The sequence below is a fragment of the Agrococcus sp. TF02-05 genome, from assembly GCF_017565345.1.
Classification (GTDB): domain Bacteria; phylum Actinomycetota; class Actinomycetes; order Actinomycetales; family Microbacteriaceae; genus Agrococcus; species Agrococcus pavilionensis.
On sequence record NZ_JAGEKO010000001.1, the window covers coordinates 438,048 to 464,165 of the forward strand.

At 72.9% G+C, this 26,118-nt stretch carries 31 protein-coding genes, 2 tRNA genes and 1 riboswitch; of the genes, 8 read left to right on the forward strand and 25 right to left on the reverse strand.

What is annotated here, in order from left to right; translation table 11 throughout:
- Window positions 1–6: 6 nt before the first annotated feature.
- The 7 genes from JQT67_RS02210 to msrA all read right to left on the reverse strand — a co-directional run bounded on the left by JQT67_RS02210 (window position 7) and on the right by msrA (window position 5,559).
- On the reverse strand, window positions 7–1,560 hold the full coding sequence (locus tag JQT67_RS02210) for a CoA-acylating methylmalonate-semialdehyde dehydrogenase (RefSeq protein WP_208063285.1): 1,554 nt from the start codon (window positions 1,558–1,560) through the stop codon (window positions 7–9).
- A 51-nt stretch (window positions 1,561–1,611) separates the two neighbouring features.
- The gene (locus tag JQT67_RS02215) at window positions 1,612–2,067 is read right to left on the reverse strand and encodes a thioesterase family protein (protein WP_208063286.1); all 456 of its coding nucleotides are present in this window, start codon (window positions 2,065–2,067) and stop codon (window positions 1,612–1,614) included.
- Window positions 2,067–3,749: an energy-dependent translational throttle protein EttA gene (ettA, locus tag JQT67_RS02220; protein ID WP_021011365.1), complete on the reverse strand. Its 1,683-nt coding sequence runs from the start codon at window positions 3,747–3,749 to the stop codon at window positions 2,067–2,069. Before ettA ends, JQT67_RS02215 begins: the two co-directional genes overlap by 1 nt.
- 4 nt (window positions 3,750–3,753) lie before the next feature.
- Window positions 3,754–4,170: a hypothetical protein gene (locus tag JQT67_RS02225; RefSeq protein ID WP_208063287.1), complete on the reverse strand. Its 417-nt coding sequence runs from the start codon at window positions 4,168–4,170 to the stop codon at window positions 3,754–3,756.
- Between the two features lie 77 nt (window positions 4,171–4,247).
- Entirely contained in the window at window positions 4,248–4,397 is a 150-nt protein-coding gene (locus tag JQT67_RS02230; protein WP_208063288.1) for a hypothetical protein, read from the reverse strand.
- Window positions 4,398–4,469: 72 nt separating this feature from the next.
- A complete protein-coding gene (locus JQT67_RS02235; RefSeq protein ID WP_208063289.1) occupies window positions 4,470–4,967 on the reverse strand; it encodes a single-stranded DNA-binding protein in 498 nt (165 codons plus the stop codon).
- Window positions 4,968–5,034: 67 nt separating this feature from the next.
- The gene (msrA, locus tag JQT67_RS02240; protein ID WP_208063290.1) at window positions 5,035–5,559 is read right to left on the reverse strand and encodes a peptide-methionine (S)-S-oxide reductase MsrA; all 525 of its coding nucleotides are present in this window, start codon (window positions 5,557–5,559) and stop codon (window positions 5,035–5,037) included.
- Between the two features lie 84 nt (window positions 5,560–5,643).
- Between msrA and JQT67_RS02245 the strand changes: the two genes are divergently transcribed.
- The gene (locus JQT67_RS02245; RefSeq protein ID WP_021011370.1) at window positions 5,644–5,895 is read left to right on the forward strand and encodes a hypothetical protein; all 252 of its coding nucleotides are present in this window, start codon (window positions 5,644–5,646) and stop codon (window positions 5,893–5,895) included.
- 72 nt (window positions 5,896–5,967) lie between these two features.
- Here the strand turns inward: JQT67_RS02245 and JQT67_RS02250 are convergent, their stop codons facing one another.
- The 3 genes from JQT67_RS02250 to JQT67_RS02260 form a co-directional block, all read right to left on the reverse strand.
- Window positions 5,968–6,528, reverse strand: a complete 561-nt coding sequence (locus JQT67_RS02250) for a YceI family protein (RefSeq protein ID WP_208063291.1) — start codon at window positions 6,526–6,528, stop codon at window positions 5,968–5,970.
- Between the two features lie 99 nt (window positions 6,529–6,627).
- Entirely contained in the window at window positions 6,628–7,302 is a 675-nt protein-coding gene (locus tag JQT67_RS02255; RefSeq protein ID WP_307864160.1) for a DedA family protein, read from the reverse strand.
- A gap of 55 nt (window positions 7,303–7,357) precedes the next feature.
- Window positions 7,358–7,430, reverse strand: a tRNA-Arg gene (locus JQT67_RS02260).
- Window positions 7,431–7,496: 66 nt separating this feature from the next.
- Between JQT67_RS02260 and JQT67_RS02265 the strand changes: the two genes are divergently transcribed.
- The 4 genes from JQT67_RS02265 (at window position 7,497) to JQT67_RS02280 (ending at window position 9,852) form a co-directional block, all read left to right on the forward strand.
- Complete coding sequence (locus JQT67_RS02265) at window positions 7,497–8,369, forward strand: serine hydrolase (protein WP_208063292.1); 873 nt, start codon at window positions 7,497–7,499, stop codon at window positions 8,367–8,369.
- Between the two features lie 40 nt (window positions 8,370–8,409).
- On the forward strand, window positions 8,410–9,051 hold the full coding sequence (locus JQT67_RS02270) for an HAD family phosphatase (protein ID WP_021011374.1): 642 nt from the start codon (window positions 8,410–8,412) through the stop codon (window positions 9,049–9,051).
- A gap of 30 nt (window positions 9,052–9,081) precedes the next feature.
- Window positions 9,082–9,705 (forward strand): oligoribonuclease, encoded by a 624-nt coding sequence (gene orn / locus JQT67_RS02275; protein ID WP_307864161.1) that lies wholly within the window; start codon window positions 9,082–9,084, stop codon window positions 9,703–9,705.
- Between the two features lie 71 nt (window positions 9,706–9,776).
- Window positions 9,777–9,852 (forward strand) — tRNA-His (locus tag JQT67_RS02280).
- Between the two features lie 53 nt (window positions 9,853–9,905).
- Here the strand turns inward: JQT67_RS02280 and JQT67_RS02285 are convergent.
- Together JQT67_RS02285 and JQT67_RS02290 are read right to left on the reverse strand one after the other, a co-directional pair.
- Window positions 9,906–10,196, reverse strand: coding sequence for a DUF3253 domain-containing protein (locus JQT67_RS02285; protein WP_208063293.1), 291 nt, complete (start codon window positions 10,194–10,196; stop codon window positions 9,906–9,908).
- Window positions 10,197–10,229: 33 nt separating this feature from the next.
- Entirely contained in the window at window positions 10,230–11,078 is an 849-nt protein-coding gene (locus tag JQT67_RS02290; protein WP_208063294.1) for a siderophore-interacting protein, read from the reverse strand.
- Window positions 11,079–11,133: 55 nt separating this feature from the next.
- Between JQT67_RS02290 and JQT67_RS02295 the strand changes: the two genes are divergently transcribed.
- A complete protein-coding gene (locus tag JQT67_RS02295) occupies window positions 11,134–11,505 on the forward strand; it encodes a metallopeptidase family protein (protein WP_243755503.1) in 372 nt (123 codons plus the stop codon).
- Here the strand turns inward: JQT67_RS02295 and JQT67_RS02300 are convergent.
- The 6 genes from JQT67_RS02300 to JQT67_RS02325 all read right to left on the reverse strand — a co-directional run bounded on the left by JQT67_RS02300 (window position 11,502) and on the right by JQT67_RS02325 (window position 17,426).
- The gene (locus JQT67_RS02300) at window positions 11,502–12,362 is read right to left on the reverse strand and encodes a phosphotransferase (protein ID WP_307864162.1); all 861 of its coding nucleotides are present in this window, start codon (window positions 12,360–12,362) and stop codon (window positions 11,502–11,504) included. The genes JQT67_RS02295 and JQT67_RS02300 overlap by 4 nt on opposite strands.
- A 75-nt stretch (window positions 12,363–12,437) precedes the next feature.
- A complete protein-coding gene (locus JQT67_RS02305; protein ID WP_208063295.1) occupies window positions 12,438–14,075 on the reverse strand; it encodes an HNH endonuclease signature motif containing protein in 1,638 nt (545 codons plus the stop codon).
- A 66-nt stretch (window positions 14,076–14,141) separates the two neighbouring features.
- Window positions 14,142–14,609, reverse strand: coding sequence for an ATP-binding protein (locus JQT67_RS02310; RefSeq protein WP_208063296.1), 468 nt, complete (start codon window positions 14,607–14,609; stop codon window positions 14,142–14,144).
- Complete coding sequence (locus tag JQT67_RS02315; protein WP_208063297.1) at window positions 14,609–15,367, reverse strand: energy-coupling factor transporter transmembrane protein EcfT; 759 nt, start codon at window positions 15,365–15,367, stop codon at window positions 14,609–14,611. The genes JQT67_RS02310 and JQT67_RS02315 overlap by 1 nt, the downstream gene beginning before the upstream one ends.
- Window positions 15,364–16,806 (reverse strand): ABC transporter ATP-binding protein, encoded by a 1,443-nt coding sequence (locus JQT67_RS02320; RefSeq protein WP_208063298.1) that lies wholly within the window; start codon window positions 16,804–16,806, stop codon window positions 15,364–15,366. Before JQT67_RS02320 ends, JQT67_RS02315 begins: the two co-directional genes overlap by 4 nt.
- Complete coding sequence (locus tag JQT67_RS02325) at window positions 16,803–17,426, reverse strand: ECF transporter S component (RefSeq protein ID WP_208063299.1); 624 nt, start codon at window positions 17,424–17,426, stop codon at window positions 16,803–16,805. Before JQT67_RS02325 ends, JQT67_RS02320 begins: the two co-directional genes overlap by 4 nt.
- A gap of 21 nt (window positions 17,427–17,447) precedes the next feature.
- A riboswitch (TPP riboswitch) is annotated at window positions 17,448–17,557 on the reverse strand.
- Between the two features lie 46 nt (window positions 17,558–17,603).
- Here JQT67_RS02325 and JQT67_RS02330 point away from each other — a divergent pair.
- On the forward strand, window positions 17,604–18,365 hold the full coding sequence (locus JQT67_RS02330; protein ID WP_208063300.1) for an SGNH/GDSL hydrolase family protein: 762 nt from the start codon (window positions 17,604–17,606) through the stop codon (window positions 18,363–18,365).
- On the opposite strand, the gene JQT67_RS02335 is transcribed toward JQT67_RS02330, so the two are convergent.
- Both JQT67_RS02335 and JQT67_RS02340 read right to left on the reverse strand, forming a co-directional pair.
- Window positions 18,362–19,216 (reverse strand): DUF3097 domain-containing protein, encoded by an 855-nt coding sequence (locus JQT67_RS02335; protein ID WP_374222108.1) that lies wholly within the window; start codon window positions 19,214–19,216, stop codon window positions 18,362–18,364. The two genes, JQT67_RS02330 and JQT67_RS02335, sit on opposite strands and share 4 nt — an antisense overlap.
- A gap of 28 nt (window positions 19,217–19,244) precedes the next feature.
- Window positions 19,245–20,279 (reverse strand): LLM class F420-dependent oxidoreductase, encoded by a 1,035-nt coding sequence (locus JQT67_RS02340; RefSeq protein WP_208063301.1) that lies wholly within the window; start codon window positions 20,277–20,279, stop codon window positions 19,245–19,247.
- An 87-nt stretch (window positions 20,280–20,366) separates the two neighbouring features.
- On the opposite strand from JQT67_RS02340, the gene JQT67_RS02345 reads away from it, so the two are divergent.
- Window positions 20,367–21,296: an LLM class F420-dependent oxidoreductase gene (locus JQT67_RS02345; RefSeq protein ID WP_208063302.1), complete on the forward strand. Its 930-nt coding sequence runs from the start codon at window positions 20,367–20,369 to the stop codon at window positions 21,294–21,296.
- A 64-nt stretch (window positions 21,297–21,360) separates the two neighbouring features.
- Here JQT67_RS02345 and JQT67_RS02350 read toward each other — a convergent pair whose 3' ends face one another.
- From JQT67_RS02350 to JQT67_RS13715, 5 genes are all read right to left on the reverse strand, one after another.
- Window positions 21,361–21,633: a GlsB/YeaQ/YmgE family stress response membrane protein gene (locus tag JQT67_RS02350; protein WP_021011387.1), complete on the reverse strand. Its 273-nt coding sequence runs from the start codon at window positions 21,631–21,633 to the stop codon at window positions 21,361–21,363.
- A 116-nt stretch (window positions 21,634–21,749) separates the two neighbouring features.
- Window positions 21,750–23,261 carry an Asp-tRNA(Asn)/Glu-tRNA(Gln) amidotransferase subunit GatB gene (gene gatB, locus JQT67_RS02355; RefSeq protein WP_021011388.1) on the reverse strand — a complete coding sequence of 504 codons (1,512 nt, stop codon included), beginning with the start codon at window positions 23,259–23,261 and terminating at the stop codon, window positions 21,750–21,752.
- Window positions 23,258–24,787, reverse strand: a complete 1,530-nt coding sequence (gene gatA / locus JQT67_RS02360) for an Asp-tRNA(Asn)/Glu-tRNA(Gln) amidotransferase subunit GatA (RefSeq protein WP_208063303.1) — start codon at window positions 24,785–24,787, stop codon at window positions 23,258–23,260. Before gatA ends, gatB begins: the two co-directional genes overlap by 4 nt.
- Window positions 24,784–25,083 (reverse strand): Asp-tRNA(Asn)/Glu-tRNA(Gln) amidotransferase subunit GatC, encoded by a 300-nt coding sequence (gene gatC, locus JQT67_RS02365; protein WP_021011390.1) that lies wholly within the window; start codon window positions 25,081–25,083, stop codon window positions 24,784–24,786. The genes gatA and gatC overlap by 4 nt, the downstream gene beginning before the upstream one ends.
- A 37-nt stretch (window positions 25,084–25,120) precedes the next feature.
- A complete protein-coding gene (locus JQT67_RS13715) occupies window positions 25,121–26,092 on the reverse strand; it encodes a YdcF family protein (protein ID WP_208063304.1) in 972 nt (323 codons plus the stop codon).
- Window positions 26,093–26,118: the final 26 nt, after the last annotated feature.

Sequence of the window (26,118 nt, forward strand, 5' to 3'; positions counted from 1 at the left end):
CGCGCGTCAGTCGTGCTGCGGGAAGCCGAGGTTCAGGCCGCCGTGGCTCGGGTCGAGCCAGCGGCTCGTGACGACCTTCTCGCGCGTGTAGAACTCGAACGCGTGCTTGCCGTAGGCCTTGCCCTGCCCGAAGATCGAGCGCTTCCAGCCGCCGAACGAGTGGTATCCCACCGGCACGGGGATGGGCACGTTGATGCCGACCATGCCGACTTGCACCTCGTTCTGGAAGCGCCGGGCGGCGCCGCCGTCGTTCGTGAAGATCGCCGTGCCGTTGCCGTAGGGGTTCGAGTTGATGAGCTCGAGCCCCTCCTCGTAGCTCGAGACGCGCACGATCGAGAGCACGGGTCCGAAGATCTCGTCCTTGTAGGCGGCGGAGTCGGTCGGCACGTTGTCGATGAGCGTGGGCTTCAGCCAGAAGCCGTTCGGGTCGCCGTCGACCTCCGGGTTCCTGCCGTCGACGACGAGCGAGGCGCCGTCGTCGGCGGCGGTCTGGATGTAGCCGGCGACCTTGTCGCGGTGCTGCCCGGTGATGAGCGGCCCCATGTCGTTGTCGCGCGTGCCGTCGCCCGTGCGGATGCCCGCCATCTTCTCCTTGATCTTGGCGGCGAGCTCGTCGGCGATCGAGTCGATCGCGACGACGACCGAGATCGCCATGCAGCGCTCGCCCGCCGAGCCGAAGCCCGCGTTGACGGCCGCGTCGGCGGTGACGTCGAGGTCGGCGTCGGGCAGCACGAGCATGTGGTTCTTCGCGCCGCCGAGCGCCTGCACGCGCTTGCCGTGCTTCGAGCCCGTCTCGTAGACGTACTCGGCGATCGGCGTCGAGCCGACGAACGAGATGGCCTGCACCTCCGGGTGCGTCAAGAGCGTGTCGACGGCCTCCTTGCCGCCGTGCACGACGTTGAGCACGCCGTCGGGCAGCCCCGCCTCCTGGAAGAGCTCGGCGATGAAGAGCGACGCCGACGGGTCCTTCTCGCTCGGCTTGATGACGACCGCGTTGCCCGCGGCGAGCGCGACCGGCGCGAACCACAGCGGGATCATCGCCGGGAAGTTGAACGGGCTGATGATGCCGACGACGCCGAGCGGCTGCCGCAGCGAGTAGACGTCGACGCCGGTCGAGGCGTTCTCGGAGTACTCGCCCTTCGTCAGCAGCGGGAACGCGGTCGCGAGCTCGACGACCTCGATGCCGCGCGCGATCTCGCCGAGCGCGTCGGAGTGCACCTTGCCGTGCTCGCGCGTGACGATCGCGGCGAGCTCGTCCTTGCGCGAGACGATGAGCTCGCGGAAGCGGAACATGATCGACTGGCGCTTCGCGATCGAGAGGTCGCGCCAGGCCGGGAACGCCGCGCTCGCCGCCGCGATCGCCTCGCCGACCTCGTCGGCGCCGGCGAGCGGCACCTGCGAGACGGGCGTGCCGAGCGCGGGGTTGAAGACGGGCGCGGTCTCGCCGGCGCCCTGCCGACGCTGCCCGTCGATGAAGTGCGGGATGCGGTCGGGACCGCTGGGGTCGTCGTGCACCTCGTCGGTGACCTGCTCCTCGGGCTCGACAGCGGTGTCGGTCATGGCGCTCCTCCTCGGACGGCGACGTTGCCCCGTCAGCCTATCGGCGGCGCCTCAGCGACGGCGGAACTCGATCGGCTCCTCGAGGTAGGGCGCCCACGCCTCGCGCTCGACCGCCGTGAGCCGACGCGGCCGGCCTGTGGACGCATCCAGCATCACGACCGTCGTCGTCGCCCGCGCGTACAGCTCGGCGCGGTCCGGCGAGCGCACCTCGTAGCAGACGAGCATGCTCGCGCCGCCCATGTGGCCGATCCAGGTGTCGACGATGAGCGGCTCGCGGTGGTGCGGGATCTGGCCGAGGTACTCGGCCTCCTGGCGGGCGATGACCGTGATGCTCGTCGCCCCGTGGCCGGCGTCGATGATCGCCGTCGCCGGCGAGCCCTCGGGCCCGCCTGCCCAGAAGGCGGCGACGCGCGCCTCCTCGAGGAGCGTCAGCAGCGATGCGTTGTTGACGTGCCCGTAGGCATCGAGGTCCGACCAGCGGACCGTCACCGGCACCGCGAGGCGCATCAGTCCCTCGTGAGCTTCCGGTAGGCCGAGCGGTGCGGCTTCGCCGCGTCCGGCCCGAGGCGCTCGATCTTGTTCTGCTCGTAGGCCTCGAAGTTGCCCTCGAACCAGTGCCAGTTCGCCGGCTCCTCGTCGGTGCCCTCGTACGCGAGGATGTGCGTGGCGATGCGGTCGAGGAACCACCGGTCGTGCGTGATGACGACGGCGCAGCCGGGGAACTCGAGCAGCGCGTTCTCGAGGCTGCCGAGCGTCTCGATGTCGAGGTCGTTCGTCGGCTCGTCGAGCAGCAGCAGGTTGCCGCCCTGCTTGAGGGTGAGCGCGAGGTTGAGGCGGTTGCGCTCTCCACCGGAGAGCACGCCGGCCTTCTTCTGCTGGTCGGGCCCCTTGAAGCCGAACTGCGAGACGTAGGCGCGCGAGGGGATCTCGACGTTGCCGACCTGGATGTAGTCGAGCCCGTCGGAGACGACCTCCCACAGGTTCTTGTTCGGGTCGATGTTCGCCCGGCCCTGGTCGACGTAGCTGAGCTTGACGGTCTCACCGATCTTGAGCGAGCCGCCGTCGAGCGGCTCGAGCCCGACGATCGTCTTGAACAGCGTCGTCTTGCCCACGCCGTTCGGGCCGATGACGCCGACGATGCCGTTGCGCGGCAGCGTGAACGAGAGCCCGTCGATGAGCGTGCGGTCGTCGAAGCCCTTCTCGAGGTCGTTCGCCTCGAGCACGATCGAGCCGAGGCGCGGGCCCGGCGGGATCTGGATCTCCTCGAAGTCGAGCTTCCTGGTGCGCTCGGCCTCGGCGGCCATCTCCTCGTAGCGGGCGAGGCGCGCCTTCGACTTCGCCTGGCGGCCCTTCGCGTTGGAGCGCACCCAGTCGAGCTCCTCGGAGAGGCGCTTGGCGAGCTTCGCGTCCTTCTTGCCCTGCACCTGCAGGCGCTCGGCCTTCTTCTCGAGGTAGGTCGAGTAGTTGCCCTCGTAGGGGTAGAGGCGGCCGCGGTCGACCTCGCAGATCCAGCCGGCGACGTGGTCGAGGAAGTAGCGGTCGTGCGTGACGGCCATGACGGCGCCGGGGTACTTCGCGAGGTGCTGCTCGAGCCACAGCACGCTCTCGGCGTCGAGGTGGTTCGTCGGCTCGTCGAGCAGCAGCAGGTCGGGCTTCTCGAGCAGGAGCTTGCAGAGCGCGACGCGGCGGCGCTCACCGCCGGAGAGGTTGGTGACGGGCCAGTCGCCCGGCGGGCAGCGCAGCGCATCCATCGCCTGCTCGAGCTGCGAGTCGAGATCCCACGCGTCGGCGGCGTCGATCTCCTCCTGCAGCGTGCCCATCTCGGCCATGAGCGCGTCGAAGTCGGCGTCGGGGTTCGCCATCTCGGCGGAGATCTCGTTGAAGCGCGTGATCTTCGCCGTCAGGTGGCCGAAGGCCTCCTGCACGTTCTCGAGCACCGTCTTCGACTCGTCGAGCTCCGGCTCCTGCATGAGGATGCCGACGGAGTAGCCCGGCGTGAGCTTCGCGTCGCCGTTGGAGGGCGTGTCGAGGCCGGCGATGATCTTCAGGATCGTCGACTTCCCCGCACCGTTGGGTCCGACGACGCCGATCTTCGCGCCCGGCAGGATCGCGGTCGTGACGTCGTCGAGGATCACCTTGTCGCCCACCGTCTTGCGGGCGCGCACCATGGAGAAGATGTACTCGGCCATGCCCTCAGTCTACGGTGACGATCTCGCCCACGAGGCACCGGCCGCCACCGAGGGCGTCGACGCGGAGCGCCGTCGGCTCGCCATCGCCGACCTGGCCGAGGAGGCACGACTCGCCCTGCCGGACGGCGACCTCGAGGAAGGTCACGGGCTCGCCGAGCGAGTCGACCTCGCGCGTGCGCTCGATCGCGGAGCGCTCGAAGCCGGCCGCCTCGACCGCGGCGACGAGCGCCGCTGGATCGGCGGGCGAGTGGCCCTCGAGCGCCGCGCGGAAGGCGTCGAGCTCGGGATCCGTCGCGGCACCGGCCTCCGCGCCGCCGCGCGAGCCGGATGACGACGGCGCGGGTGCCGGCGAGGCCTCTTCGGCTGCGCAGCCGACGAGCGCGAGGACGCCGACGAGCGCGACTGCCGCGAGCTGGCGCACGCGCCCTCCTCCGATGCGTGACGGGACGCATCCAGTCTAGGACGGTGCCGTCTCGCAGCCCCGCTCGCCGGGCGAGCTCAGAGCGCCGAGCTCCTGCCGCGCCGCACGCGGCCGGCGACCGAGACGACGAGCCTCGCGAGCACGGCGCTGACCGCGTCGATCGCGAGCAGGAACGCGGTCGCGATCGCGAAGATCAGCACCAGGAAGACGATCATCAGCCATTCCATCGGTGGACCTCCTCGTCGCTCGGGTCGTCGTCACGGTATCCGGCCGCGGCGCCGCGCACCAGGGGTGCGGGCTCAGAACGGCGTCTCGGGCTCGTCGATCGGAGCACCCCAGTGCTCGACGCGCGCTCCGACGAACGCGGGCTCCGGCGTCTCCGGAGGTGACGCCTCCATCGGGTCGGGCGAGGAGCCGGGCTGCTCGGCCGCGCGCTGCTCGGCATCGTCGCGGGGGCGCCGGTCGCGCGACGTGGGGCTCACCCGCATCGAGTGGCCGATGTGGTCGGCACGGATCTTGACGCTCGTGCCGCGGCGCTCCCCCGACTCCCACTGGTCGACCTTGAGCCTGCCGAGCACCACGACGACGTCGCCCTTCCGGACCGACGTGATGACGTTCCGCGCGAAGCCGCCCCACGCCTCGACGGTGAACCAGTTGGTGTGGGCATCGACCCAGTCGTCGCCGTCCTTGCGGCGCGACTTGCAGGCGATGCGGAACTCGGCGACCTGGTCGCCGGCGACGGACTTCAGGATGGGGTCGGTGCCGATGGACCCGACCACGGAGATTGCTTCGCTCATGCGGGCGAGGATGCACCGGCGCGAGCGGAGCGCGCAGACCTCGGCGGGAGGCCTGTGGAGAACGGCCTCAGCCGCGCAGGTACTCCGCGAAGCCGGCTCGGATCTTGTTGACCTTCGGAGCGGCGACGGCGAGGCAGTAGCCCTGCGTCGGGTTCTTCGCGAAGAAGTCCTGGTGGTGGTCCTCGGCGTCGTAGAACTCGCCGAGCGGCTCGAGCGTCGTGACGATCTCGCCCGGCCACCACTCGCCCGCCCGTGCGATCGCGGCCTCGAAGCGCTCGCGCTCGGCATCGTCGCGGTAGAACATCGCCGAGCGGTACTGCGTGCCGATGTCGTTGCCCTGGCGGTTGAGCTGCCGCGGGTCGTGCATCGTGAAGAACATGTCGAGCACGACCTCGGTCGGCAGCCGTTCCTCGTCGTAGATGACCTTCACGGCCTCGGCGTGGCCCGTCGAGCCCGTGCACACGAGCTCGTAGCTCGGGTGCGGCACCGAGCCGCCCGTGTAGCCCGACACGACGTCGTCGACGCCGTCGACGACGCGGTAGGCGGCGTCGAGGCACCAGAAGCAACCACCGGCGAGCACGATCTCCTGCATGCCGCCAGCGTAGCGGCGCACGCTGTGGGATCCCGATGTGGGCGGCCGCCCCTAGCGTCGCAGGCAGGAAGGAAGGAGCACGCCATGGCCATCATGTCGACCGCCCAGCGGCGCACCGCCCCGCACGCGCCGCACGTGGCGACCAAGCGCGTGCGCGACGACCTCTGGAGGGTGGTCAGCGCATCCGGCCTCGCCCTCGGCTACATCGCGCGCATCGACGGCGCGCACGGTCCCGCCTTCGAGGCGCGCCGGCTCGTGCCCGGCGGCACCGCGATGCTCCCGATCGGCCAGTGCTGGTCGCTCGACGACGCCCTCGCGTGCTTCACCGGTCCCTGACGCGCAGCGACGGCGAAGGGGCGGGGCCGAGGCTCTCGCCCCGACCCCGCCCCCGTTCGAGGCGCGAGCAGCTCAGGCGCTGACGGGCGCCTGCTGGATCGCGGAGATCTCGATCTCGACGTCGACCTCGTCGGAGAGCATGACGCCGCCCGTCTCGATCGCGACGTTCCAGCTGATGCCGAATTCGGAGCGCTTGATGCGCGTGCGGGCCGAGGCGCCGGCGCGGGTGTTGCCCCACGTGTCGGGGCCGATGCCGCCGAACTCGACGAGCAGCGCGACGCGCTTCGTCACGCCGCGGAGCGTCAGGTCGCCGTCGACGTAGAGGTCGTCGCCCTCGATGCGCCCGCCGGTGGAGACGAAGGTCCACTCGGGGTGCTCGTCGATGGCGAAGAAGTCGTTGGACCGCAGGTGCTGGTCGCGGTCGGCGTTCTTGGTGTTGATGGTCGACGGGTCGACGGTCGCGGTGATCGACGACTCCTCCGGCTTCTCGGCGAGCACGATCGTGCCCTCGAGGCCCTCGATCTCGCCGCGGACCTTCGCGACCATCATGTGGCGCACGGAGAACGTGACGTTCGAGTGCGAGCCGTCGATGACGTAGGTGCCGGGCTGGTAGCCGGGGAAGCTGTGCTGCATGGGTGCCTTTCGGGAGCGGTGGTCAGGTCGTACGAATTCGAACAACACGCTCGCGCGCCCGGTCATTCCCGATCCGCGACGACGCTTCCCCGCGAGAGGTCACTCCCCCGACAGCAGCGGCTTCCCCTCCTTGCGGTTCTGCAGCATCCGGTGCACGACGAACCACACGAGCACGACGATGACGAGCCCGATCACGACCCACTGCAGCCAGTCCATGTAGGGCTCGATGACGTGGTAGTTCCGGCCGAGGAAGACGCCGATGAGGATGAAGATGGTGTTCCAGATGGCCGAGCCGACGAGCGTCAGCCCCAGGAACAGCAGCACCGGCATGCGCTCGATCCCCGCGGGGATCGAGATGAGGCTGCGGAAGATCGGCAGGAAGCGGCCGAAGAGCACCGTCTTCCAGCCGTGCTTGGCGAACCAGGCGGTCGTCTTGTCGATGTCGCTCGCTCGCACGAGCGGCATCTTGCGGGCGATCGCGGCGAGCCGGTCGTGGCCGAGCCAGCGGCCGAGCAAGTAGAGCACGAGGGCGCCGACGACCGAGCCGATCGTCGTCCAGATGATCGCCTCGGCGACGGTGAACGTGCCCTGCGCCGCGCTGAAGCCCGCGAGCGGCAGGATGACCTCGCTCGGGATGGGCGGGAACAGGTTCTCGGCGGCGATCGCGACCGCGGCGCCGGGGGCGCCGATCGCGTCCATGAGCCCCACCGCCCAGCCGGCGACGCCGCTCAGCTCGTCGGAGGACTGGGTGGACTGCAGGATCGTCGGGAGCACCACGACAGCCTACGGTCGTCGATCGGGTCAACCCATCAGAGAAGGGCTCCGGATGCGCCCCCGGCGGGAGTCGAACCCGCGACAAAAGGATTAGAAGGCCTCTGCTCTATCCGCTGAGCTACGGGGGCCCGATCAATCTACCGGGAGCTCGTGCGGACCCGATCTCGTTGCGGCGTGGGTGGCAGAGTAGGCCGGTGAGCATCCTCGCCCGAGACCGGAGCACCGCAGCGCGGCTGCGGGATGGCGATCGCGTAGTCGCCGAGCGGATCGGCCCGCTGCACCGAGGCGCCCCGATGCTCGAGTGGGGCTCGATCACGAAGACGGTCACGGCCGCGATCGCCGCGCGGCTCGCCGAGGCCGGCGAGCTCGATCTCGACGCGCCCGTCGCCACGCTGCTGCCGGCGACGCTGCTCCCCGACGCCGTGACCGTGCGCTCGCTCATCGAGCACACGTCCGGGCTCCCCCGCGTGCCCGTCGGCATGACCGACCCGCTCGACCCCTACGCCGCCTTCACGACCCAGCGCTTCGACGCCGAGGTCGTGCCGACGCTCGCGGATCGGCGTCGCGAGCCGAGGCCCACGCCCGAGTACTCGAACCTCGGCTACGCGGTGCTCACGCGCGCCCTCGAGGACCTCACCGATCGGCCGTGGTGGGAGCTCGCGCGCGAGCGCGTGCTCGAGCCGCTCGGGGTGCTCGACGTCGACGTCGACCCTCCTGCCGAGCGACGCCCGGTCGTGCGCGGCTGGAGCGGCGCCCCGCGCGCGCCGTGGACGATGCACACCGGCCCGTTCGTCGGCGTCGGCGGGCTCTGGGGCACGTTCGATGCGCTCGAGCGCTACGCGAGCGCCGCGCTGCGGGATACAGGGGCGGATGCGTGGGCCCCGGGCTGGCAGGTCTCGGGCACGCTGCGCTGGCACAACGGCCACGTGCGCGACTCGGGCTCCTTCGTCGCCGTCGACACCGCATCCGACCGGGTCGTCACGGTGCACACGCTCGGCCGCTTCGTCGGCACGGCCGATCGCGTCGCGCAGCGGCTCGCGCGCCGCCACCGCCGCGACGCTCGCTGAGGCGGTCGGGCGCGCCCCCGCCGCATGCCAGGCTGGAGGCATGCCCGGCGCACTCCTGTTCGACATGGACGGCACGCTCATCGACTCGGAGCCGCTCTGGCACGCGGAGATGCGCCGCTTCGCCCGAGTGCAGGGCATCGAGTGGACCGCCGAGGACGCGCACTGGACGACCGGCAGGCCGATGGTCGAGTGGGCCGACCGGATGCGCGAGCGCGGGGTGACGCTGGAGCGCGCGTCGATCATCGCCACCGTCGCGGGCACCGTCGCCGCAGCGGTGCGCGAGGAGACGCCGTGGCTGCCCGGCAGCCTCGCGCTGCTCGAGCGGGTCGCGGAGGCCGGCGTGCCCGCCGCGCTCGTCACGAACGCGACGCGGGAGAACGCGGAGGCGCTCCTCCAAGCCGCTCCGGAGGGCGCGCTGCGATTCGCCGTCACCTCGGAGGACGTCGAGCGCTCGAAGCCCGACCCCGAGCCCTACGCGCTCGCCGCCCGGCGCCTCGGTGCCGACGCGACCGCGAGCATCGCCTTCGAGGACTCGGGCAGCGGCGCGCGCTCGGCAGCCGCGGCCGGCGCGCGGCTCTGGTTCCTCACGACCCAGCTGACCGCATCGCCCGTGCCCGCCGAGCGCACGATCGCGACGCTCGCCGACATCGACGCCGACGAGCTCTTCGCGCAGCTGGACTGAGCCCCGGCGGCCCGCCCGTAGACTCGGCGTGTGGCTGCCGCTGACCGGATCGTCTGGATCGACTGCGAGATGACGGGCCTCGACCCCACGGTCGACGAGCTCGTCGAGGTGGCGGTCGTCGTCACCGACTTCGAGCTGCAGGTGCTCGACCCCGGCCTGCAGGTCGTCATCAAGCCGTCGGACGCGGCGCTCGAGCAGATGAGCGAGTTCGTGCGCCAGATGCACGCGACGAGCGGGCTCGACGCCGAGCTCGAGCACGGCGTCTCGCTCGCCGAGGCGGAGCTGCTCGTGCTCGAGTACGTGCAGCGCTTCGTGCCGCTCGAGCGCTCGGCGCCCGTCGGCGGCAACACCATCGGCACCGACCGCATGTTCCTCGCGCGCTACATGCCGGCGCTCGACGGCTTCCTGCACTACCGCTCGATCGACGTCTCGAGCATCAAGGAGCTCTCGCGCCGCTGGTTCCCGCGCGCGTACTTCCAGAGCCCCGAGAAGGCGGGCGGCCACCGCGCGCTCGCCGACATCCTCGAGTCGATCCGCGAGCTGCGCTACTACCGGCGCGCGGTGTTCACGGATGCGCCGGGTCGCTCGAGCGAGGAGCTCCAGGCGATCGCGGCCGACGTCGTCGAGGGCTTCGGCGAGTACCTCGGCAGCTGACACACCGCCCCGCCGATGTCGTGCGGGCGCCGCGGATGTCGTATGCTGTCATGGTTGCGCTCGCGCACATGGTGGGTATAGCTCAGTTGGTAGAGCGCCTCGTTGTGGTCGAGGAGGCCGCGGGTTCAAGCCCCGTTACTCACCCCACGCGGAAGGCCCGGAGGATCATGTCCTCCGGGCCTTCACTCGTCCCCGGCTCGTCACGCGGGCTCGTCCGCCGCTCCCGGCGGGCGCACGAGGCGGATGCGGATGGGTCCCCTCGCGCTGTCGAGGTCGACGACGCTGCCGCGCTGGGTCACCTCGACGGCGCCCGCGGCGACGAGCCGCCTCGCGGCGTCGCGCGCCGCGTCCATCTGCGGTCGCCAGCCGGCCTCGTCGCGACCCGCAACGGCCTTCGCCGCGTCGCTCGGGCAGATGGTCGCTCCCTCGCGGCGCTGTGCGAGGAGGTCGAGGATGGCCGACTCCATGAGCTCGTCCTGCGCGCGCGTCATGCGGTCAGTGTGACCGGCTGCGCTGGAGGTCAACTAGGAAGCCGCGTGCTCCGGCGGCAGGATCTGGCCGATGGGCTCGCGCTTCTCGGCCTGGAAGCGGTCCTCCGTGCGGCCAAGCGCCCAGTAGCCCGAGAGCGAGACCTGCGAGCGCTCGAGGCCGCGGCGGACGAGCAGCTCGTCGCGGAGCGCCTTCATCGACTCGCGCTCGCCGTGCGCGAAGACCTGTCCGCGGCCGGCGGGCAGCTCGAGCGCCGCGGTCTGCTCGGCGAGCAGGCCGACGGTGTCCGCGCTCGCCTCGCCGCGGTGCAGCCACCGCACGTCGAAGCCGACGGGAGCCGAGAACGGGATCTCCTCCGACGCATCCCGCACCTCGATGAGCGCGGCGCCGCGAGCCGTCGCGGGGAGCGCCTCGACGCTGCGCGCGATCGCCGGGAGCGACGACTCGTCGCCGAGGAAGAGGTGCCACGCAGCGGTCTCGTCGGGCGCGAAGGCGCCGCCCGGTCCGCCGAACACGACGCGCTCCCCCGGCTGCACGCGCGCGGCCCACGGGCCCGCGAGCCCCTGGTCGCCGTGCACGACGACGTCGATCGCGAACGAGTCGTCGGCGATCGCGCGCACGGTGTAGGTGCGCGTCACCGGCAGGTCGTCGGGCGCGAGCGACTCGCGGAGCGCCGCGACGTCGTAGGGCGGCTCGAGGCCGAGCTCGGGCTTGGCGAACCAGAGCTTGACGTAGGCGTCGGTGAAGGCGTTGGGCGCGAAGCTCGCGAAGCCGTCGCCGCCGATCCAGAGCCGCACCATGCTCGGGGCGATCCGCTCGGTGCGGACGACCTCCATCACGTGCTGCGGACGGTTGGGACGAGGGGGACGACCAGGGTTGCTCATGTCGCTCTCGACGCTATCAGCGAGGGTGCGGACGCTCGGCCTCGGTAGGCTCACGATGAGGATGCAGAGGGAGGCGGTCGCGGTGCTCGAGCTCGACCACGACGCGTTCGAGGCGCTCGTCACCGACGTGCTCGACGAGCTGCCCGACGAGATGGTCGAGGGCCTCGACAACGTCGTCTTCCTCGTCGAGGACGAGCATCCCGAGGAGGACTTGCTCGGCATCTACGAGGGGGTCGCGATCACCGAGCGCGGCCAGTACGGGTTCGGCGAGCTGCCCGATCGGATCATGGTCTACCGGCTCCCGCACCTCGACTCCACGGACTCGCTCGAGGAGCTGCGGGCCGAGGTGCGGACGACGATCGTGCACGAGATCGCGCACTTCTACGGGATCGACGACGAGCAGCTGCACGAGCTCGGCTGGGCCTAGCCGCCTCGGGCGGTCTCGCGGTACAGCTCGAGCAGCAGCCGGTGGCCGAGCTGCTCGAACTTCGCGTCGCCGACGCCGTAGGCCCAGACGGCCGTTCCCACCGCTTCGGCCACGAGGGCGCGCCGCCACTCCTCCGGTTCGCGGGGGTCGCTGTCGTACCCGTCCAGGAACGCCGCCTCCAGCGCCGGATCGCGCGCGAAGTCCTGTCGTGCGAGTCGGACGAAGTCGTCGGCCGCGGGGCGCAGGTCGGCGCGGCCGAAGTCGATGATCCTGACGACGCCGTCGTCGATCAGCCAGTTCCGGGGCTGCCAGTCGCCGTGCGTGGGCACCACGCGAGCCCCGCCGTCGGGCCAGGCGGACAGCTCGGCCCGCACGCGCCGCACGACCTCGGGATCGATCCGGTGCGGCAGCGCGAGGTGCCGCTCGACGCGTCGGAGGATCCGGTCGTTCCACTGCTCGTCGAAGCGCGACGCCTGGCCGTGGAAGGCGGCGAGGAGCGAGCCGGCCTGCCGGTAGACCTCCGGATCGTGCTGCGCCCCGGTCCCCTCCACGAGCGTGCCCGGGAGGTACCGCGTGACCAGCAGCTTCTCGGTGTCGTCGCCGAACAGCAGCTGCGGAGCGCGTCCGGTGGTGACCCAGGGCCGGACCCACTCCCGATGCGCCCGCAGCTCCCTTGCGATGTGGTGGTCGTCGCGGCCGCCTGCCTTCACGATGCATCGCCCCTCCGGGCTGGCCACGTCGAGCACCGTGGTCTCGACGAGCCCCCAGCTGAGATCGGCGAGGACCGTCGCGTCGGGGAGCCAGCGAGCCAGGAGCGCGCGCTGCTGCGGCCTCAACGGGTACGGCTCATCGATCACGAGGAGCGATCCTAGGTGCACGACGGCGCCGTCCGGGATGCCGATGCTCGAGTGGCCGCGTCGCGCTGGCGGAGGTCAGAACGGCGGCGGCGGAGCGTTCGGATCCCCCTGCGCGGCTGGTTCGAGCGGGGCCCCGTGCCACTCGCGCAGCACCGCGGGATCGGGCTCGGTCCAGGTCGTCGGATCGTCCCAGCGGCCGAGCCGCTCGAGCGCTGCGCGCTGGTCGGCTCGCCGCTGCGCGGCCGTGCGCTTCGGCGGCCTCGGCCTCGTGCGAGGCATGTCGGTGAAGACCGGCCCGGCCGGCTCCGGCAGGTCGTCGATCACCTGTCCGAGCGGTGAGGTCCAGCGCAGCACGCCACCGGGCAGCTGCTCGACGGCCCAGCGCGAGTCGTGCTTGAGGCAGTGGTCGCGGCGGCAGATGTGGGCGAGGTTCGACAGGCTCGTCTCGCCACCCTGTGACCACGCGATCGTGTGGTCGAGATCGGCCCGGCGGGCCGGCCGGTCGCAGCCGGGTGCTCGGCAGCGCACGTCGCGGCCGAGCAGGACGTGCCGCTGCGCCGCGGTCGGCGTGTACGAGTCGACCGTGACCGCGACACCGGTCACCGGATGCGTGAACAGCCGCAGCCACGTCGGCGCCTCGCCCGCGAGCCGCCGGGCGGTCTCGAGGTCGACGATCACCTTCCCGTCGAGCATCGCCGGGAACCGGTGACCAGCAGCCTCCGCCTCCGCCGCCGTGCCGTCGAAGCACAGCGCGCCCGCGGGGATCGCGATCATCGGCTTCACCCGGATGCCGGACGTGCCGTGCAGGTCCTCCGGCACCACACCCGACAGCAGCAGCTCCTGGAACGCATCCGCCCGGAACTGGTCGAACGAGCGAGGATCCTCCTTCGGCTTCCCGCGCGCCGCCTGCGTCAGCCGATCGTGCACCGCGTACGCCTCCAGCGCCGGCAGGAACGCGTACAGGTGCGCCATCCCATCACCCGCATCCGACACCTCCACCCGCCGCCGCTGCCGCGCCGAGTCGTGCCGGACCTGCAACGGCGTCGAGAGCGCGTCGTTCACGACCTGCTTCGCCTTCGACCGCAGCCTCGCGGTGCTCGTGCGCTCGGCGACGTCGACGAGCTCGGCGACCACCCGGTCGCGATCGGCCGGAGCGACGTCCGCGTCGTCGCGCAGCGCGCGGGTCTCGGCCTCGATGATCCGCAGGTGGCTCGTGGTGATGCGCCCCTCGGCGGCTGCCTCGTGCGCGGCGGGGAGCTCGCCGACGATGGTCCATGCGTCGGTGATGTGCCGCTCGACGGTCGGGGTCGTCAGACCGAGCTCGACCGCTGCGAACGACGCGAGCTCGCGCAGCATCGCGCCGGTGTCGCCGGCCTGGTCGATCATCCGCTGCATGTGCTCTGCGAGCAGCGCTCGCCGGCGGCCCTCGAGCCGCGCCGACTGCGCCTCGATCGCCACGAGCTCGGAGACGAGCTCCTCGTCGAGCCGCAAGCGCCGTTCCGCCGCCGACTCGGGCGCTCGCGGCAGCGGCGGGATCGGCGCGCCGCGCTCGGCCGCGGCCTCGACCTGCTCCGCCGACATCGCGGCCACCTGCGCCGACAGCTCGGCGAGGAACGCGTCGAGCTCCTCGTCTGCGGCGATCTCGGCCGCCGAGCGCGGCTCGAGCGGGGGCGCCTCGAGCGCCTCCGCTCCGCCACCGGGCTCCGACTCCATGCCCCGATTCTCCCCGGCAGCACCCACACGCGAGGGGCCGGGGCACGCCGCTGTGGAGAGCGCGGCTCAGGTGCGGATGACGTCGTCGGCGAGCGCGGCGGGATCATTCGCGGCGATGTGCGCGTCCTCCTGCTCGCGCCACAGCATCCACCACGAGTCCTCGCCGTCGCGGGCGAGCGCGCGGGCGTGCCGCACCTCCTCCGGCGCCTCGAGCCACAGCGCCCGGTCGGCGTGCTCGCGCGACTGCAGCGTGAGCGAGCCGCAGCCCTCGACGATGAGCGGCTCGCCCGGCTCGGCGCGATCCTCGGCGCCCCAGTCGCCGATCGCCCAGTCCCACCGCCGCCACACCGCCGTGCGGCCGGCGGCGAGCGGCACGAGGATGCCGCGCTCGAGCAGCCTCGAGCCGGTCGCGAGGCCGTGCCAGCCCGCGTAGAGGTCGTCCATGTGGATGACGCGCGCGCCCGACTCGGCCGCGAGCCGCGCGGCGAGCTCGGTCTTGCCCGCGCCGGAGCGCCCATCGACGATCGTCAGCATCACGCCCCCTCCCACACCGGCGAGAACGATCCTGCCGCGAGCGAGACGCCGAGCGCGGTCGCCGTCACGAGGGCGACGAGCAGCACGAGCACCGCGTCGCGCCTGCCGAGCGTCGACGGGCGGGCCCACGTGCGCTCCGGCCCCCCGAAGCCGCGCGCCTCCATCGCGGTCGCGAGCGTGCCGCCCCGCCGCAGCGCGACGACGAGCAGCGCGAACGCCGCTTGCAGCGACCGGCGCACGACGCCCGTGTCGCCGAGCCCCCGCGCCCGCCGCGCGAGCGAGATCTGCCGCCAGTCCTCCCCGAGCACGCCGAACAGCCGCGTGCCCGCGAGCGCGGCGAGCACGAACCGGTGCGGCAGCCGGGCGACTTGCGCGAGCCCGTCGGCGAGCCGCGTCGGATCGACGCCGACGAGCGCGACGAGCGTCGGCACGCCGATGGCGAGCACGCGCAGGCCGATCGCGAGCGCGAGCTCGATCGAGCGGTCGCTGATGACCGCGAGCCAGACCTGGGCGTGGATGCGTCCGGCCGGTTCGGCGTACAGGAGCATGCTGACGGCCGAGAGCGGTGCCGCGATGAGGAGCGGCCACGAGCGGCGCACGACGGTGCGGGGGCCGATCCCGACGCTCGCGAAGACGATCGCCCACGCGGCGAGCGCGACGGCCGCGCTGACGACGTCGATCGTGAGGAGCATCGGGATGGAGTACAGCACCGCCGCGACGATCGGCGTGACGGGGTTCACCCGCTCGAGCGCCCTCACGCGGCGCCCAGCCGGAGCACCCGATCGCCGAGCACGCGCTCGACGTCGGCGTCGTGCGTCACCGCGACGACCGCGCACCCGTCGTCGTCGACGAGCGAGGCGATGAGCCGGACGAGCTCCTGCCACGTGCGGCGGTCCTGCCCGAACGTCGGCTCGTCGAGCACCATGACGCGCGGCGCCGGCGCGAGCACCGTCGCGACCGAGAGCCGCCGCTGCTCGCCGCCCGAGAGCGTGAAGGGATTGACGTCGGCGAGGTGGGCGAGCCGCAGCGCCGCGAGCAGCGCGTCGACGCGCTCGCTCACCGCGGCGTCGCTCCGCCCGAGCGCCCGCAGCCCCGCCGCGACCTCGTCTCGCACGCGCGCCGCGACGAACTGGTGCTCGGGCTGCTGGAACACGGTGCCGATGCGGGTCGCGAGCTGCTTCGGCCGCCAGCGGACGGGTGCCTCGACCGCCACGTCGCCGCGCAGCTCCGGCGTCGCCCGCACCGCTCCCTCGACCGGTGGCAGGAGGCCCGCGAGCGTGAGCGCGAGCGTCGACTTGCCGGCGCCGTTCGGGCCGGTGACGACGAGCGCCTCCCCCGCGCGCACCTCGACGTCGACGGGCTCGTGCACCGCCTCGCCGGCGCGGCCGGAGCGCAGCGTCTCCGCGACGAGCAGCGCCGGCCCGGCCGCGCGGCGCGCGCGATCGACCTCGACCGGGATCCCCGGCACCCACACCCCGCCCGCCGCGAGCGGCTCGGCGTGCACCTCGAGCACCGCGTGGGGCGAGCCGTCGGCCGCGACGCCCGCGCCCGGCTCGAGCACGACGACGCGGTCGACGACCGGGAGCCACGTGTCGACGCGGTGCTCGACGACGACGAGCGTCGCCCCGGTGTCGGCGGCCACGCGAGCCACCGCATCCCGCACCTCGGCGACGCCGACGGGATCGAGGTTCGCGGTCGGCTCGTCGAGCAGGATGAGGCCGGGCCGCATCGCGATGACCCCCGCGAGCGCGAGCCGCTGCCGCTGCCCGCCCGAGAGCGCCGCGGTCGAGCGGTCGAGGTCGACGTCGAGGCCCACCGCGTCGAGCGCGGCCCGCACGCGCGGCCAGATCTCCTCGCGCGGCACGGCGAGGTTCTCGCAGCCGAACGCGACGTCGTCGCCGACGCGCGACATGATCGTGTTGGCCTGCGGGTCCTGCAGCACGAGCCCCGCGAGGCCGCGCCGGCTCGCGGGGTGCGCGCCGTCGACGAGCAGCTCGCCGGTCTCGTCGCCCTCCTCGTCGCCGCCGAGCACGCCCGCGAGCGCGGCGAGCAGCGTCGACTTGCCCGCGCCCGAGGGGCCGAGCAGCAGCACGCGCTCGCCGGGCTCGATGTCGAGGTCGAGCCCGGCGAGCGCGGGCGCAGGGCGGCCGGCGTGCTGCCAGCCCCACCCTCGCGCGCGGATGCGCGAACCGGTCACCGGGAGCGCGAGCGCCCCGAGGCGAACCGGTCGAGCACGCCCGTAGCGGCGAGCGCCCGCGTCAGGAGCCAGCCGACGACGCCGGCGAGGACGGCGCCCGAGACGGCGATGCAGCCGAGGTAGATCGCGAGGAACTCGGCGCTCTTCGCGAGGTTGCCGGAGGTGAACAGCTCGAGCACGTACGCGCCGATCGCCGCGCCGACGCCCGCGAGCATCGCGACGGGCAGGCCGAAGCGGCGGTAGGCGAAGAGCAGGAAGACGAGCTCGGCGCCGAGGCCCTGCGCGATGCCGGCGTAGACGGTCTCGATCGCCCACTGGCTGCCGAGCAGCATCGAGACGGTCGCGGCGAGCAGCTCGACGAAGAGCGCGGCGCCGGGCTTGCGGATGATGAGGCCGCCGAGCACGCCGCCGAGCAGCCAGATGCCGACGGCGAGCCCGCCGAAGCCAGGGGTGAGCGCGTCCATGACGCTGAACCATGCGTAGCCGACGCTGTTCCAGAGGACGAAGATGAGGCCCGTCGCGACGCCGAGGACGGCGGCGACGACGATGTCGACGACGCGCCAGCGGCCGATGCGGCGGCGCCCGGTCGACGAGGCGGATGCGGTGGGTGCAGTGGTCATGCAGTGCCCTTCTCGGTGGAATGGCACGGGTAGGTGTCCTCCCTGCGCTGGCATGATCCAGATCAGGTTTGACGGTCGAAGGCTTCGGCCTTCCTCTCAGCCCGGCGCACCGGACTCCCGTGTCGCGAGCCAGTGTAGCCCGAGGCGCCGCTCGCGGCGCGCGCGTAGGCTCGACGGGTGCAGCACATCGGATCCTTCGTGGCCATCGGCGACAGCTTCACCGAGGGCGTCGGCGACGAGCTGCCCGACGGCTCGGTGCGCGGCTGGGCCGACTTCGTCGCCGCTGGCCTCGCGACCGCCCAGGGCGCGCCCGTGCGCTACGCGAACCTCGCCATCCGCGGCCGCAAGCTCGGCCAGATCCTGCACGAGCAGCTCGACGCGGCCATCGCGCTGCGCCCCGACGCGATCAGCATCAACGGCGGCGGCAACGACATCCTCCGGCCGAAGGTCTCGATCGACCACGTGGGTGAGCGCCTCGCCGATGCCGCGCACCGCATCGCGGCCGCGGGCATCCGCCCCATCATGCTCTCGGGCGGCAACCCCTCGGGCGTCATGCCGATCGGCGCCGTCATGCAGCGCCGCGGCGACGCGCTCGCGCGCGCGGTCGTCTCGCGCGTCGCCGACCTCGACGCGCCCTACGTCGACAACTGGTCGGACGCCGAGCTGCGGAGCCCCCGCTTCTGGTCGCGCGACCGGCTGCACCTCAACGCCGCCGGGCACGCGCACGTCGCCCGCAACGTGCTGCGCGCGCTCGGGCACCCGGCGCCCGAGTCGTGGCGCGACCTCGCCGCGATCTCGACGGCCGAGGGCCGCCGCGACGTCGCCTACTACCGCGAGTTCGTGCTGCCGTGGCTCGGCCGCCGCTTCACGGGCCGCTCCTCCGGTGACGGGCGCGACCCGAAGCTGCCGGGCTTCGTCGAGGTGCCGCCGATCGCCTAGCCGCCCGAGTGGCCCGTCGTCACGAAGTCGATGAGCTCCTCGACGCGGGCGAGCAGGGCCGGCTCGAGGTCGTTCCAGTCGCGCACGCGGCCGCGGATGCGCTGCCACGCGCGCGCGACGTCCTCCTGGGAGCCGTGCGGCATCCCGAGCCGCTTGAGCGTGCCCTGCTTCCAGTCCTCGCTGCGCGGCACGTCGGGCCAGCGCTCGATGCCGAGCCGCGCTGGCTTGACGGCCTGCCAGATGTCGATGAACGGATGCCCCACGATGCGAACGTGCGCGGCGTGCGGGCCGCGCTCGACGGCCTGGGCGATCCGGGTCTCCTTCGAGCCCGGCACGAGGTGGTCGACGAGGATGCCGAGCCGGCGCGTCGCCGTGGGCGCGAACTCCGCGACGATGCCCGCGAGGTCGTCGACGCCGTGCAGCGGCTCGACCACGACGCCCTCGACCCGCAGGTCGTGGCCCCACACCTGCTCGACGAGCTCGGCGTCGTGCGTGCCCTCGACGAGGATGCGGCTCGGGAGCGCCACGCGCGCTTTGAGCCCCTCGACCGCGCGCGAGCCCGACGCCGTGCGGGTCGGCGCGCTCCGGTCGACCGCGGGCGGCACGAGCTCGACCTCGACGCCGTCGACGAGGAAGCCGCGGCCGAGCGGGAAGAGCCGCACCTTGCCGCGCCGGTCCTCGAGCTGCACGTGGCCGGCCTCGATGCCGACGACGGCGCCGACGAAGCCGTCGTGCCGCTCGACGACGAGGTCTCGCTCGGCCGGCACGCGCTTCGGCGGCGCTGGCTTCCTGGCCGTTTTCGCCTCCGGCGAGAGCACGTCGCCGCCCCACGAGTCCCAGTCGATCAGCACTCGATCGATCGTAGAGGCGACCCGGTGGTCAGGCGCGGAGGCTCGCGACCGCCTCGAGGGTGCGGAGGTCGCCCTGCACGAGGATCCGCGTGACGACCGACTCCTCCCAGCGCGCGAGGCCGTCGCGCACGCGCTCGATCGGCCCGACGAGCGCGATCTCGTCGACGAGCCGCGTCGGCACCGCCGCGATCGCCTCGGCCTTGCGCCCGGCGAGGTAGAGCTCCTGCACGCGCACGCACTCCGCCTCGAAGCCGAGCCGCGCGACGGCGTCGAAGTGGAAGTTCGCGCCCTTCGCGCCCATCCCGCCGACGTAGAGCGCGATCATCGGCCGCACGCGGTCGGCCGCGGCCTCGACGTCGTCGTCGACGACGATCGGCACCGGCACCGAGACCTCGAAGCGATCCGCGGGCGGCAGCGCCGGATCGCGCTTCGCGAAGCCCTCCTCGAGTAGCGCGCGCGACGCGGCATCCTGCGCGGGCGAGTAGAGGAACGGCAGCCAGCCGTCGGCGATCTCGGCCGCGAGCGCCGTGTTCTTCGGCCCCTCGGCGGCGAGGTGGATGGGGATGTGCTGCCGCAGCGGATGCAGGGTCGAGATGAGCGGCTTGCCGAGCCCGGTCGTGCCCTCGCCCGTGAGCGGGAGCGGCAGCTGCGGGCCGGGCGCCGTGACGGGCCCCTCGCGCGCCATGATGCTGCGCAGGATCGCGACGTACTCGCGCGTGCGGGCGAGCGGCTTCGGGAACGGCTGCCCGTACCAGCCCTCCACGACCTGCGGCCCGCTCACGCCGAGCCCGAGGATGACCCTCCCGCCCGAGAGGTGGTCGAGCGTCATCGCGGTCATCGCCGTCGAGGCGGCCGTGCGCGCCGAGAGCTGCGCGATGCCGGTCGCGAGCTGCACGCGCGATGTCGCCGCACCCCACCACGCGAGCGGGGTGAACGCATCCGACCCGTACGCCTCCGAGGTCCAGATCGAGTCGAAGCCGAGCCGCTCCGCCGCCTGCACCGCCTCGAGCGCCCCCGCGGGCGGCGCGGCCTTCCAGTAGCCGAGCATGTAGCCGTAGTCCATGGTGCCCATCCTGCCCACCCGGGCCCCGCGCAACCGACCGGTTGTGCCGGATGCACGAGCGGCGCGCCGCTTCCGTAGGCTCGCTCCATGGACTTCCGCATCTTCACCGAGCCCCAGCAGGGCGCCTCCTACGACGAGCTGCTCGCGGTCGCCCTGCGCACCGAGCAGCTGGGCTTCGACGGCTTCTTCCGCTCCGACCACTACCTCCGCATGGGCGACGGCGACCCGGGCTACGGGCCGACGGATGCGTGGACGACGCTCGCGGGCCTGGCGCGCGACACCGAGCGAGTGCGGCTCGGCACGCTCGTCTCGTCCGTCACCTACCGGCTCCCCGGCATCCTCGCCGTGCAGGTCGCGAACGTCGACGCGATGTCGGGCGGCCGCGTCGAGCTCGGCCTCGGCACCGGCTGGTTCGAGCAGGAGCACCGCGCCTTCGGCATCCCCTTCCCCGAGCGCCGCTTCGACCTGCTCGAGGAGCAGCTCGCGATCGTGACGGGGTTCTGGCAGACGCCCGCGGGCGCGCGATTCTCGTTCGACGGCGACCACTACCGCCTCGAGGACTCCCCCGCGCTCCCGAAGCCCGTGCAGGAGCGCATCCCCGTGATCGTCGGCGGGCTGGGCGCGAAGCGCACGCCACGGCTCGCCGCGCAGTTCGGCGACGAGCACAACCTCTCGTTCCCGCCGTTCGAGCGCATCCGGCCGCTGTTCGCCGCGCTCGATGAGGCGATCGAGCGCGAGGAGCGCGAGCGCCCGGTCGTGCGCTCGGTCGCGCTCGTCGCGTGCGTCGGCGACGACGAGGCGACGTTCCGTCGGCGAGCGGATGCGATCGGTCGCGCGCCCGAGGAGCTGCGCGAGCACGGCGTGGCCGGCTCGCGCGCCGAGGTGGAGGACCTGCTCGGCCGCCTCGCCGACGACGGCGTCGAGCGCGTCTACCTGCAGGTGCTCGACATGACCGACCTCGACCACCTGGACGAGCTCGCCTCGTTCGCGGGCGTCGCCGCTCCCGTCGCGGGCTGAGACGCGGCGGCACGCGGAAGGGGGCTGCCAGCAGGCAGCCCCCTCTCGTGCGTCGCGACGGCGGTTATGCCGTGGTGCGACCGCGGTTCTTGGTGATCAGGCCCCAGATGAGGAGCACGATGATCGAGCCGCCGATGGCCAGCAGCCACGTCGACAGGTCCCAGAACTCCTCGATGCCGACGCCGAAGATCATCGAGCCGATCCAGCCGCCGAGCAGCGCGCCGACGACGCCGAGGATCAGCGTGACGATCCAGCCGCCGCCCTGTCGGCCGGGGAGGATCAGCTTGGCGATGGCGCCGGCGATGAGGCCGAGGACGATCCAACCGAGAATGCCCATAGTGTGGTCCCTTCTCTCTGCAGCGGTGCAAGGGTTTCACTCCGCCGAGCCCCGCCTGTGCGGAACTGGAGACAACACTCGCGCAGGTTCCTGGAAGGTTCCTGGGCTGTACCTGACTAATCCATAGCCCGCTGGAGGACGATCTCCCGCACTCGAGCGGCGTCGGCCTGGCCGCGCATCGCCTTCATGACGGCGCCGATGACCGCGCCGGCGGCCTGCACCTTGCCGTCGCGGATCTTCTGCAGCACGTCGGGCTGGCTCGCGAGCGCCTCGTCGACCGCCGCGACGAGCGCCGACTCGTCGGTGACGACCTTGAGCCCGCGCGCCTCGACGACCTCCGCGGGAGCGCCCTCGCCGGCGATGACGCCCTCGAGCACCTGCCGCGCGAGCCTGTCGGTCAGCGCGCCCTCGTCGACGAGCGCCTGGAGCTGCGCGACGTGCTCGGGCTCGACGAGGCTCGACGCCTCGACGCCCTGCTCGTTCGCGAGCCGGGCGATCTCGCCCGTCCACCACTTGCGCGCGGCCTGGGGCGTCGCGCCCGCGACGACCGTCGCCTCGACGAGGTGCAGCATGTCGCCGTTCACGACGTCCTGGAACTCGAGGTCGGTGAAGCCCCACTCGGCCTTGAGCCGGCGGCGGTGCGCGACGGGCTGCTCCGGCAGCTGCGAGCGCAGCTCCTCGACGAGCTCGCGGCTCGGCGCGAGCGGCAGCAGGTCGGGCTCGGGGAAGTACCGGTAGTCGTCGGCGTCCGACTTCGGCCGGCCGGGGCTCGTCGCGCCCGTGTCCTCGTGCCAGTGCCGCGTCTCCTGCACGATCGTGCCGCCTGCGGCGAGGATCGCCGCCTGCCGCTGGATCTCGTAGCGCACGGCGCGCTCGACAGAGCGCAGCGAGTTGACGTTCTTGGTCTCGGTGCGGGTGCCGAGCGCCTCCTGGCCGCGCGGGCGCAGGCTCACGTTCGCGTCGCAGCGCAGGTTGCCGCGCTCCATGCGCGCCTCGGAGATGCCGAGCGAGAGCACGATGTCGCGGATCGCCGCGACGTAGCGCTTCGCGATCTCGGGCGCGTCGTGCTCGGCGCCGAAGATGGGCTTCGTGACGATCTCGACGAGCGGCACCCCGGCGCGGTTGTAGTCGACGAGCGAGTACTCGGCGCCCTGGATGCGGCCGGTCGAGCCGCCCACGTGCGTGAGCTTGCCGGCATCCTCCTCCATGTGCGCGCGCTCGATCGGGATCGAGACCTGCCGTCCGTCGGCGAGCTCGATCTCGACGGCGCCCTCGAACGCGATGGGCTCGTCGTACTGCGAGATCTGGTAGTTCTTCGGCGTGTCCGGGTAGAAGTAGTTCTTCCGCGCGAACCGGCACGACTGCGCGATCTCGCAGCCGAGCGCGAGCCCGAGCGAGATCGAGTAGCGCACGGCCTCGGCGTTCACGACCGGCAGGCTGCCGGGCAGCCCGAGGCTCAGCGGGTCGACGAGCGTGTTGGGCTCGGCGTCGTGGAAGTCCGGATGCGCGGGGTTGGGCGCGGCGGAGAACATCTTCGTGCGCGTGCCGAGCTCGACGTGCACCTCGAAGCCGAGCACGGGCTCGAAGCGCTCGAGCGCCTCGTCGAAGTCCATCAGCTTGTCCTTCATCGGCCCGCTCCGTCCTGCTCGCGGCCGGTCAGGGCCGGCGCCTTCGTGGTGAGGATGCCGCCCCAGCGCTCGGCGAGGAGCGCCTCGATCGCGGCGCCCGCGCGGTAGAGCCGCTCGTCCTGGAACATCGGCGCGAGCAGCTGCAGCCCGACGGGGAGCCCGTCGTCGCCGAGGCCCATCGGCAGGCCCATGCCGGGGATGCCCGCGAGGTTCGCGGGGATGGTCGTGATGTCGTTGACGTACATCGCGAGCGGGTCGTCGAGCTTCTCGCCGAGCTTGAACGCCGTGGTCGGCGCGGCCGGGCTGATGAGGATGTCGGCCTGCTCGAACGCGGCGTCGAAGTCGCGCTGGATGAGCGTGCGCACCTTCTGCGCCGAGCCGTAGTAGGCGTCGTAGTAGCCGGCGGAGAGCGCATAGGTGCCGAGGATGATGCGCCGCTTGACCTCGGCGCCGAAGCCCGCCTCTCGGGTCGCGGCCATGACGTCCTCGACCGTCTGCCCGGCCTGCTCGACCCGCAGGCCGAAGCGCACGGAATCGAAGCGCGCGAGGTTGCTCGACGCCTCCGCGGGGAGGATGAGGTAGTACGCGGCGACCGAGTACGCGAACGACGGGCACGAGACCTCGACGGCCTCCGCCCCCGCATCCGTCAGCACCCGCACGGTCTCCTGGAAGCGCGCCTGCACGTCGGCGGCGATGCCCTCGGAGTCGAGCTCCTTGACGACGCCGACCCTGAGGCCCGCGAGGTCGCCTCGCGACGCGCCCTCGCGAGCGGCGGCGGCGAACGACGGCCACTCGCGCTCGAGGCTCGTCGAGTCGTGCGGGTCGTGGCCGCCGATGACGTCGTGGATGAGCGCGGAGTCGAGCACCGTGCGGGTCACGGGCCCGACCTGGTCGAGGCTCGAGGCGAGGGCGATCGCGCCGTAGCGGCTCACGCCGCCGTAGGTGGGCTTCATGCCGACCGTGCCCGTGACGGCCGCGGGCTGGCGGATCGAGCCGCCGGTGTCGGAGCCGAGCGCGAACGGCGCCTCGAACGCCGCGACCGCTGCCGCCGAGCCGCCGCCCGAGCCGCCCGGGATGCGCTCGAGGTCCCACGGGTTGCGGGTCGGGCCGTACGCCGAGTGCTCGGTCGACGAGCCCATCGCGAACTCGTCCATGTTGGTCTTGCCGAGCGCGACGAGCCCGACCTGCTTGAGGCGGGCGACGACGGTCGCGTCATAGGGCGGGATCCAGCCCTCGAGGATGCGCGAGCCCGAGGTCGAGGGCATGCCGACGGTGCAGAGCACGTCCTTGATCGCGACTGGGGCGCCCGCGAGCTCGTGGAGCTCCTCACCGGCGGCGCGGCGCTCGTCGATCGCCCTCGCCTGCTCGAGCGCGGCCTCGTTGACGTGGAGGAAGGCGTGCACGTCGCCGTCGACCTCGGCGATGCGGTCGAGGTGGGCCTGCGTCGCCTCGACCGACGAGACCTCGCCGCTGCGCAGGAGCGCCGCGAGCTCATGGCCCGCGAGGCGCGTGATGTCGGCGGTCACTGCTCCTCCCCCAGGATCGCCGAGACCCGGAAGCGCTCGCCGTCGTGGCTCGGGGCGCCGGCGAAGACCTGCTCGGCCGAGAGCGTCTCGCCGACCTCGTCGGCGCGCATGACGTTCGAGAGCGGCACGGGGTGGCTCGTGGCCGGCACGTCGGGACCGGCGATCTCGCTCACGGTCGCGATCGCGTCGACGATCGCCGACAGCTCGCTCGTGAGGCTCGTCACCTCGTCGTCGGTGAGCGCGATGCGAGCGAGTCCAGCCAGGTGCTGGACGTCCTCGCGAGTGATCTCGGACATGCGTCTCCTCGTCGGCAGCGGGGGTTCGCCCTCGATCCTACGGCTCGACGACGAGCGCCCAGACCGCGAGCGCCTCGATCACGAGGGCCGCCGCGAGGCACCACCGGCGCGCGTCGGCGGCGATCGCGAGCGCCTCGCGCACGACGGCGCCGGGCCGGTACGAGGGGCGCGTCCACGCGCCGACCACGGCGCCGTCCATGCCGAGCGCGGCGAGCAGCCACGCGGTGCGATAGGCGTGGTAGCCGCTCGTGACGACCGCGAGCGGCGCGCGCTCCCCCGTCGTGAACGGCCGGGAGAGCTCGAGGTTCTCGCGCGTGGAGGTCGACGCCTGCTCGAGGTCGATCGCGCCGGACGGCACGCCGAGCCGCTCGGTGAGGTGCTCGGCCATCGCCGACGCCTCGGTGCGCACCTCGTCGGGCCCCCGGCCGCCGGCGACGACGATGCGGGCGTCGGGCCGGCCGGGCAGCGCTGCGCGCCAGACCTCCGCCCCCCGCTCGACGCGTCGGCGCAGCAGCGGACCGACCTCGCGCCCCCGGAGCCCCGCGCCGAGGATGAGCACGGCGCCGGGCGGCTCGTGCAGCGGCGCTCGCGCGTGCAGCAGCATCGCGCCGACGAGCACCGCGAAGCCGAGGCCCGCCGCCCAGAGCGGCGATGCGAGCAGCAGCGCGGCGCGCGCGAGCGCCGGCTCGATCCCGACCGCGGCGACGATGCCCGCGCCGAGCAGCAGCATGCCGGCTCCGAGCGCCGCGATGAGCCGGTCGACGAGCCGCACGCGCACGAGCCGCGTGAGCACGAGGCCGTGCCACGCCGAAGCGCCGCCGAGCGTGGTGGTCGCGATCGCCGCGGCGACGACGACGGTGCCCCAGAGCGGCTCGCGAGCGTCGGCGTCGAGCCAGCGCGCGACCGGCGCAGCCACGAGGACGCCGGCGATCGCGACGAGCGCGATCACGACCGCACCGGAGACGATCGCGGGAGCCAGCACGCGCATCCGCCCCCGCACCGCCGTCACGCTGCGACCCTAACCGGGCGGCGCGC

Excerpts from the sequence above, each read along its gene's own strand:
- JQT67_RS02210 (WP_208063285.1), bottom strand. The coding sequence starts at position 1,560 with ATGACCGACACCGCTGTCGAGCCCGAGGAGCAGGTCACCGACGAGGTG.
- JQT67_RS02215 (WP_208063286.1), bottom strand. The coding sequence starts at position 2,067 with ATGCGCCTCGCGGTGCCGGTGACGGTCCGCTGGTCGGACCTCGATGCC.
- ettA (WP_021011365.1), bottom strand. The coding sequence starts at position 3,749 with ATGGCCGAGTACATCTTCTCCATGGTGCGCGCCCGCAAGACGGTGGGC.
- JQT67_RS02230 (WP_208063288.1), bottom strand. The coding sequence starts at position 4,397 with ATGGAATGGCTGATGATCGTCTTCCTGGTGCTGATCTTCGCGATCGCG.
- JQT67_RS02235 (WP_208063289.1), bottom strand. The coding sequence starts at position 4,967 with ATGAGCGAAGCAATCTCCGTGGTCGGGTCCATCGGCACCGACCCCATC.
- msrA (WP_208063290.1), bottom strand. The coding sequence starts at position 5,559 with ATGCAGGAGATCGTGCTCGCCGGTGGTTGCTTCTGGTGCCTCGACGCC.
- JQT67_RS02245 (WP_021011370.1), top strand. The coding sequence starts at position 5,644 with ATGGCCATCATGTCGACCGCCCAGCGGCGCACCGCCCCGCACGCGCCG.
- JQT67_RS02250 (WP_208063291.1), bottom strand. The coding sequence starts at position 6,528 with ATGCAGCACAGCTTCCCCGGCTACCAGCCCGGCACCTACGTCATCGAC.
- JQT67_RS02270 (WP_021011374.1), top strand. The coding sequence starts at position 8,410 with ATGCCCGGCGCACTCCTGTTCGACATGGACGGCACGCTCATCGACTCG.
- JQT67_RS02285 (WP_208063293.1), bottom strand. The coding sequence starts at position 10,196 with ATGACGCGCGCGCAGGACGAGCTCATGGAGTCGGCCATCCTCGACCTC.
- JQT67_RS02290 (WP_208063294.1), bottom strand. The coding sequence starts at position 11,078 with ATGAGCAACCCTGGTCGTCCCCCTCGTCCCAACCGTCCGCAGCACGTG.
- JQT67_RS02295 (WP_243755503.1), top strand. The coding sequence starts at position 11,134 with ATGAGGATGCAGAGGGAGGCGGTCGCGGTGCTCGAGCTCGACCACGAC.
- JQT67_RS02305 (WP_208063295.1), bottom strand. The coding sequence starts at position 14,075 with ATGGAGTCGGAGCCCGGTGGCGGAGCGGAGGCGCTCGAGGCGCCCCCG.
- JQT67_RS02310 (WP_208063296.1), bottom strand. The coding sequence starts at position 14,609 with ATGCTGACGATCGTCGATGGGCGCTCCGGCGCGGGCAAGACCGAGCTC.
- JQT67_RS02325 (WP_208063299.1), bottom strand. The coding sequence starts at position 17,426 with ATGACCACTGCACCCACCGCATCCGCCTCGTCGACCGGGCGCCGCCGC.
- JQT67_RS02340 (WP_208063301.1), bottom strand. The coding sequence starts at position 20,279 with ATGGACTACGGCTACATGCTCGGCTACTGGAAGGCCGCGCCGCCCGCG.
- JQT67_RS02345 (WP_208063302.1), top strand. The coding sequence starts at position 20,367 with ATGGACTTCCGCATCTTCACCGAGCCCCAGCAGGGCGCCTCCTACGAC.
- JQT67_RS02350 (WP_021011387.1), bottom strand. The coding sequence starts at position 21,633 with ATGGGCATTCTCGGTTGGATCGTCCTCGGCCTCATCGCCGGCGCCATC.
- gatB (WP_021011388.1), bottom strand. The coding sequence starts at position 23,261 with ATGAAGGACAAGCTGATGGACTTCGACGAGGCGCTCGAGCGCTTCGAG.
- gatC (WP_021011390.1), bottom strand. The coding sequence starts at position 25,083 with ATGTCCGAGATCACTCGCGAGGACGTCCAGCACCTGGCTGGACTCGCT.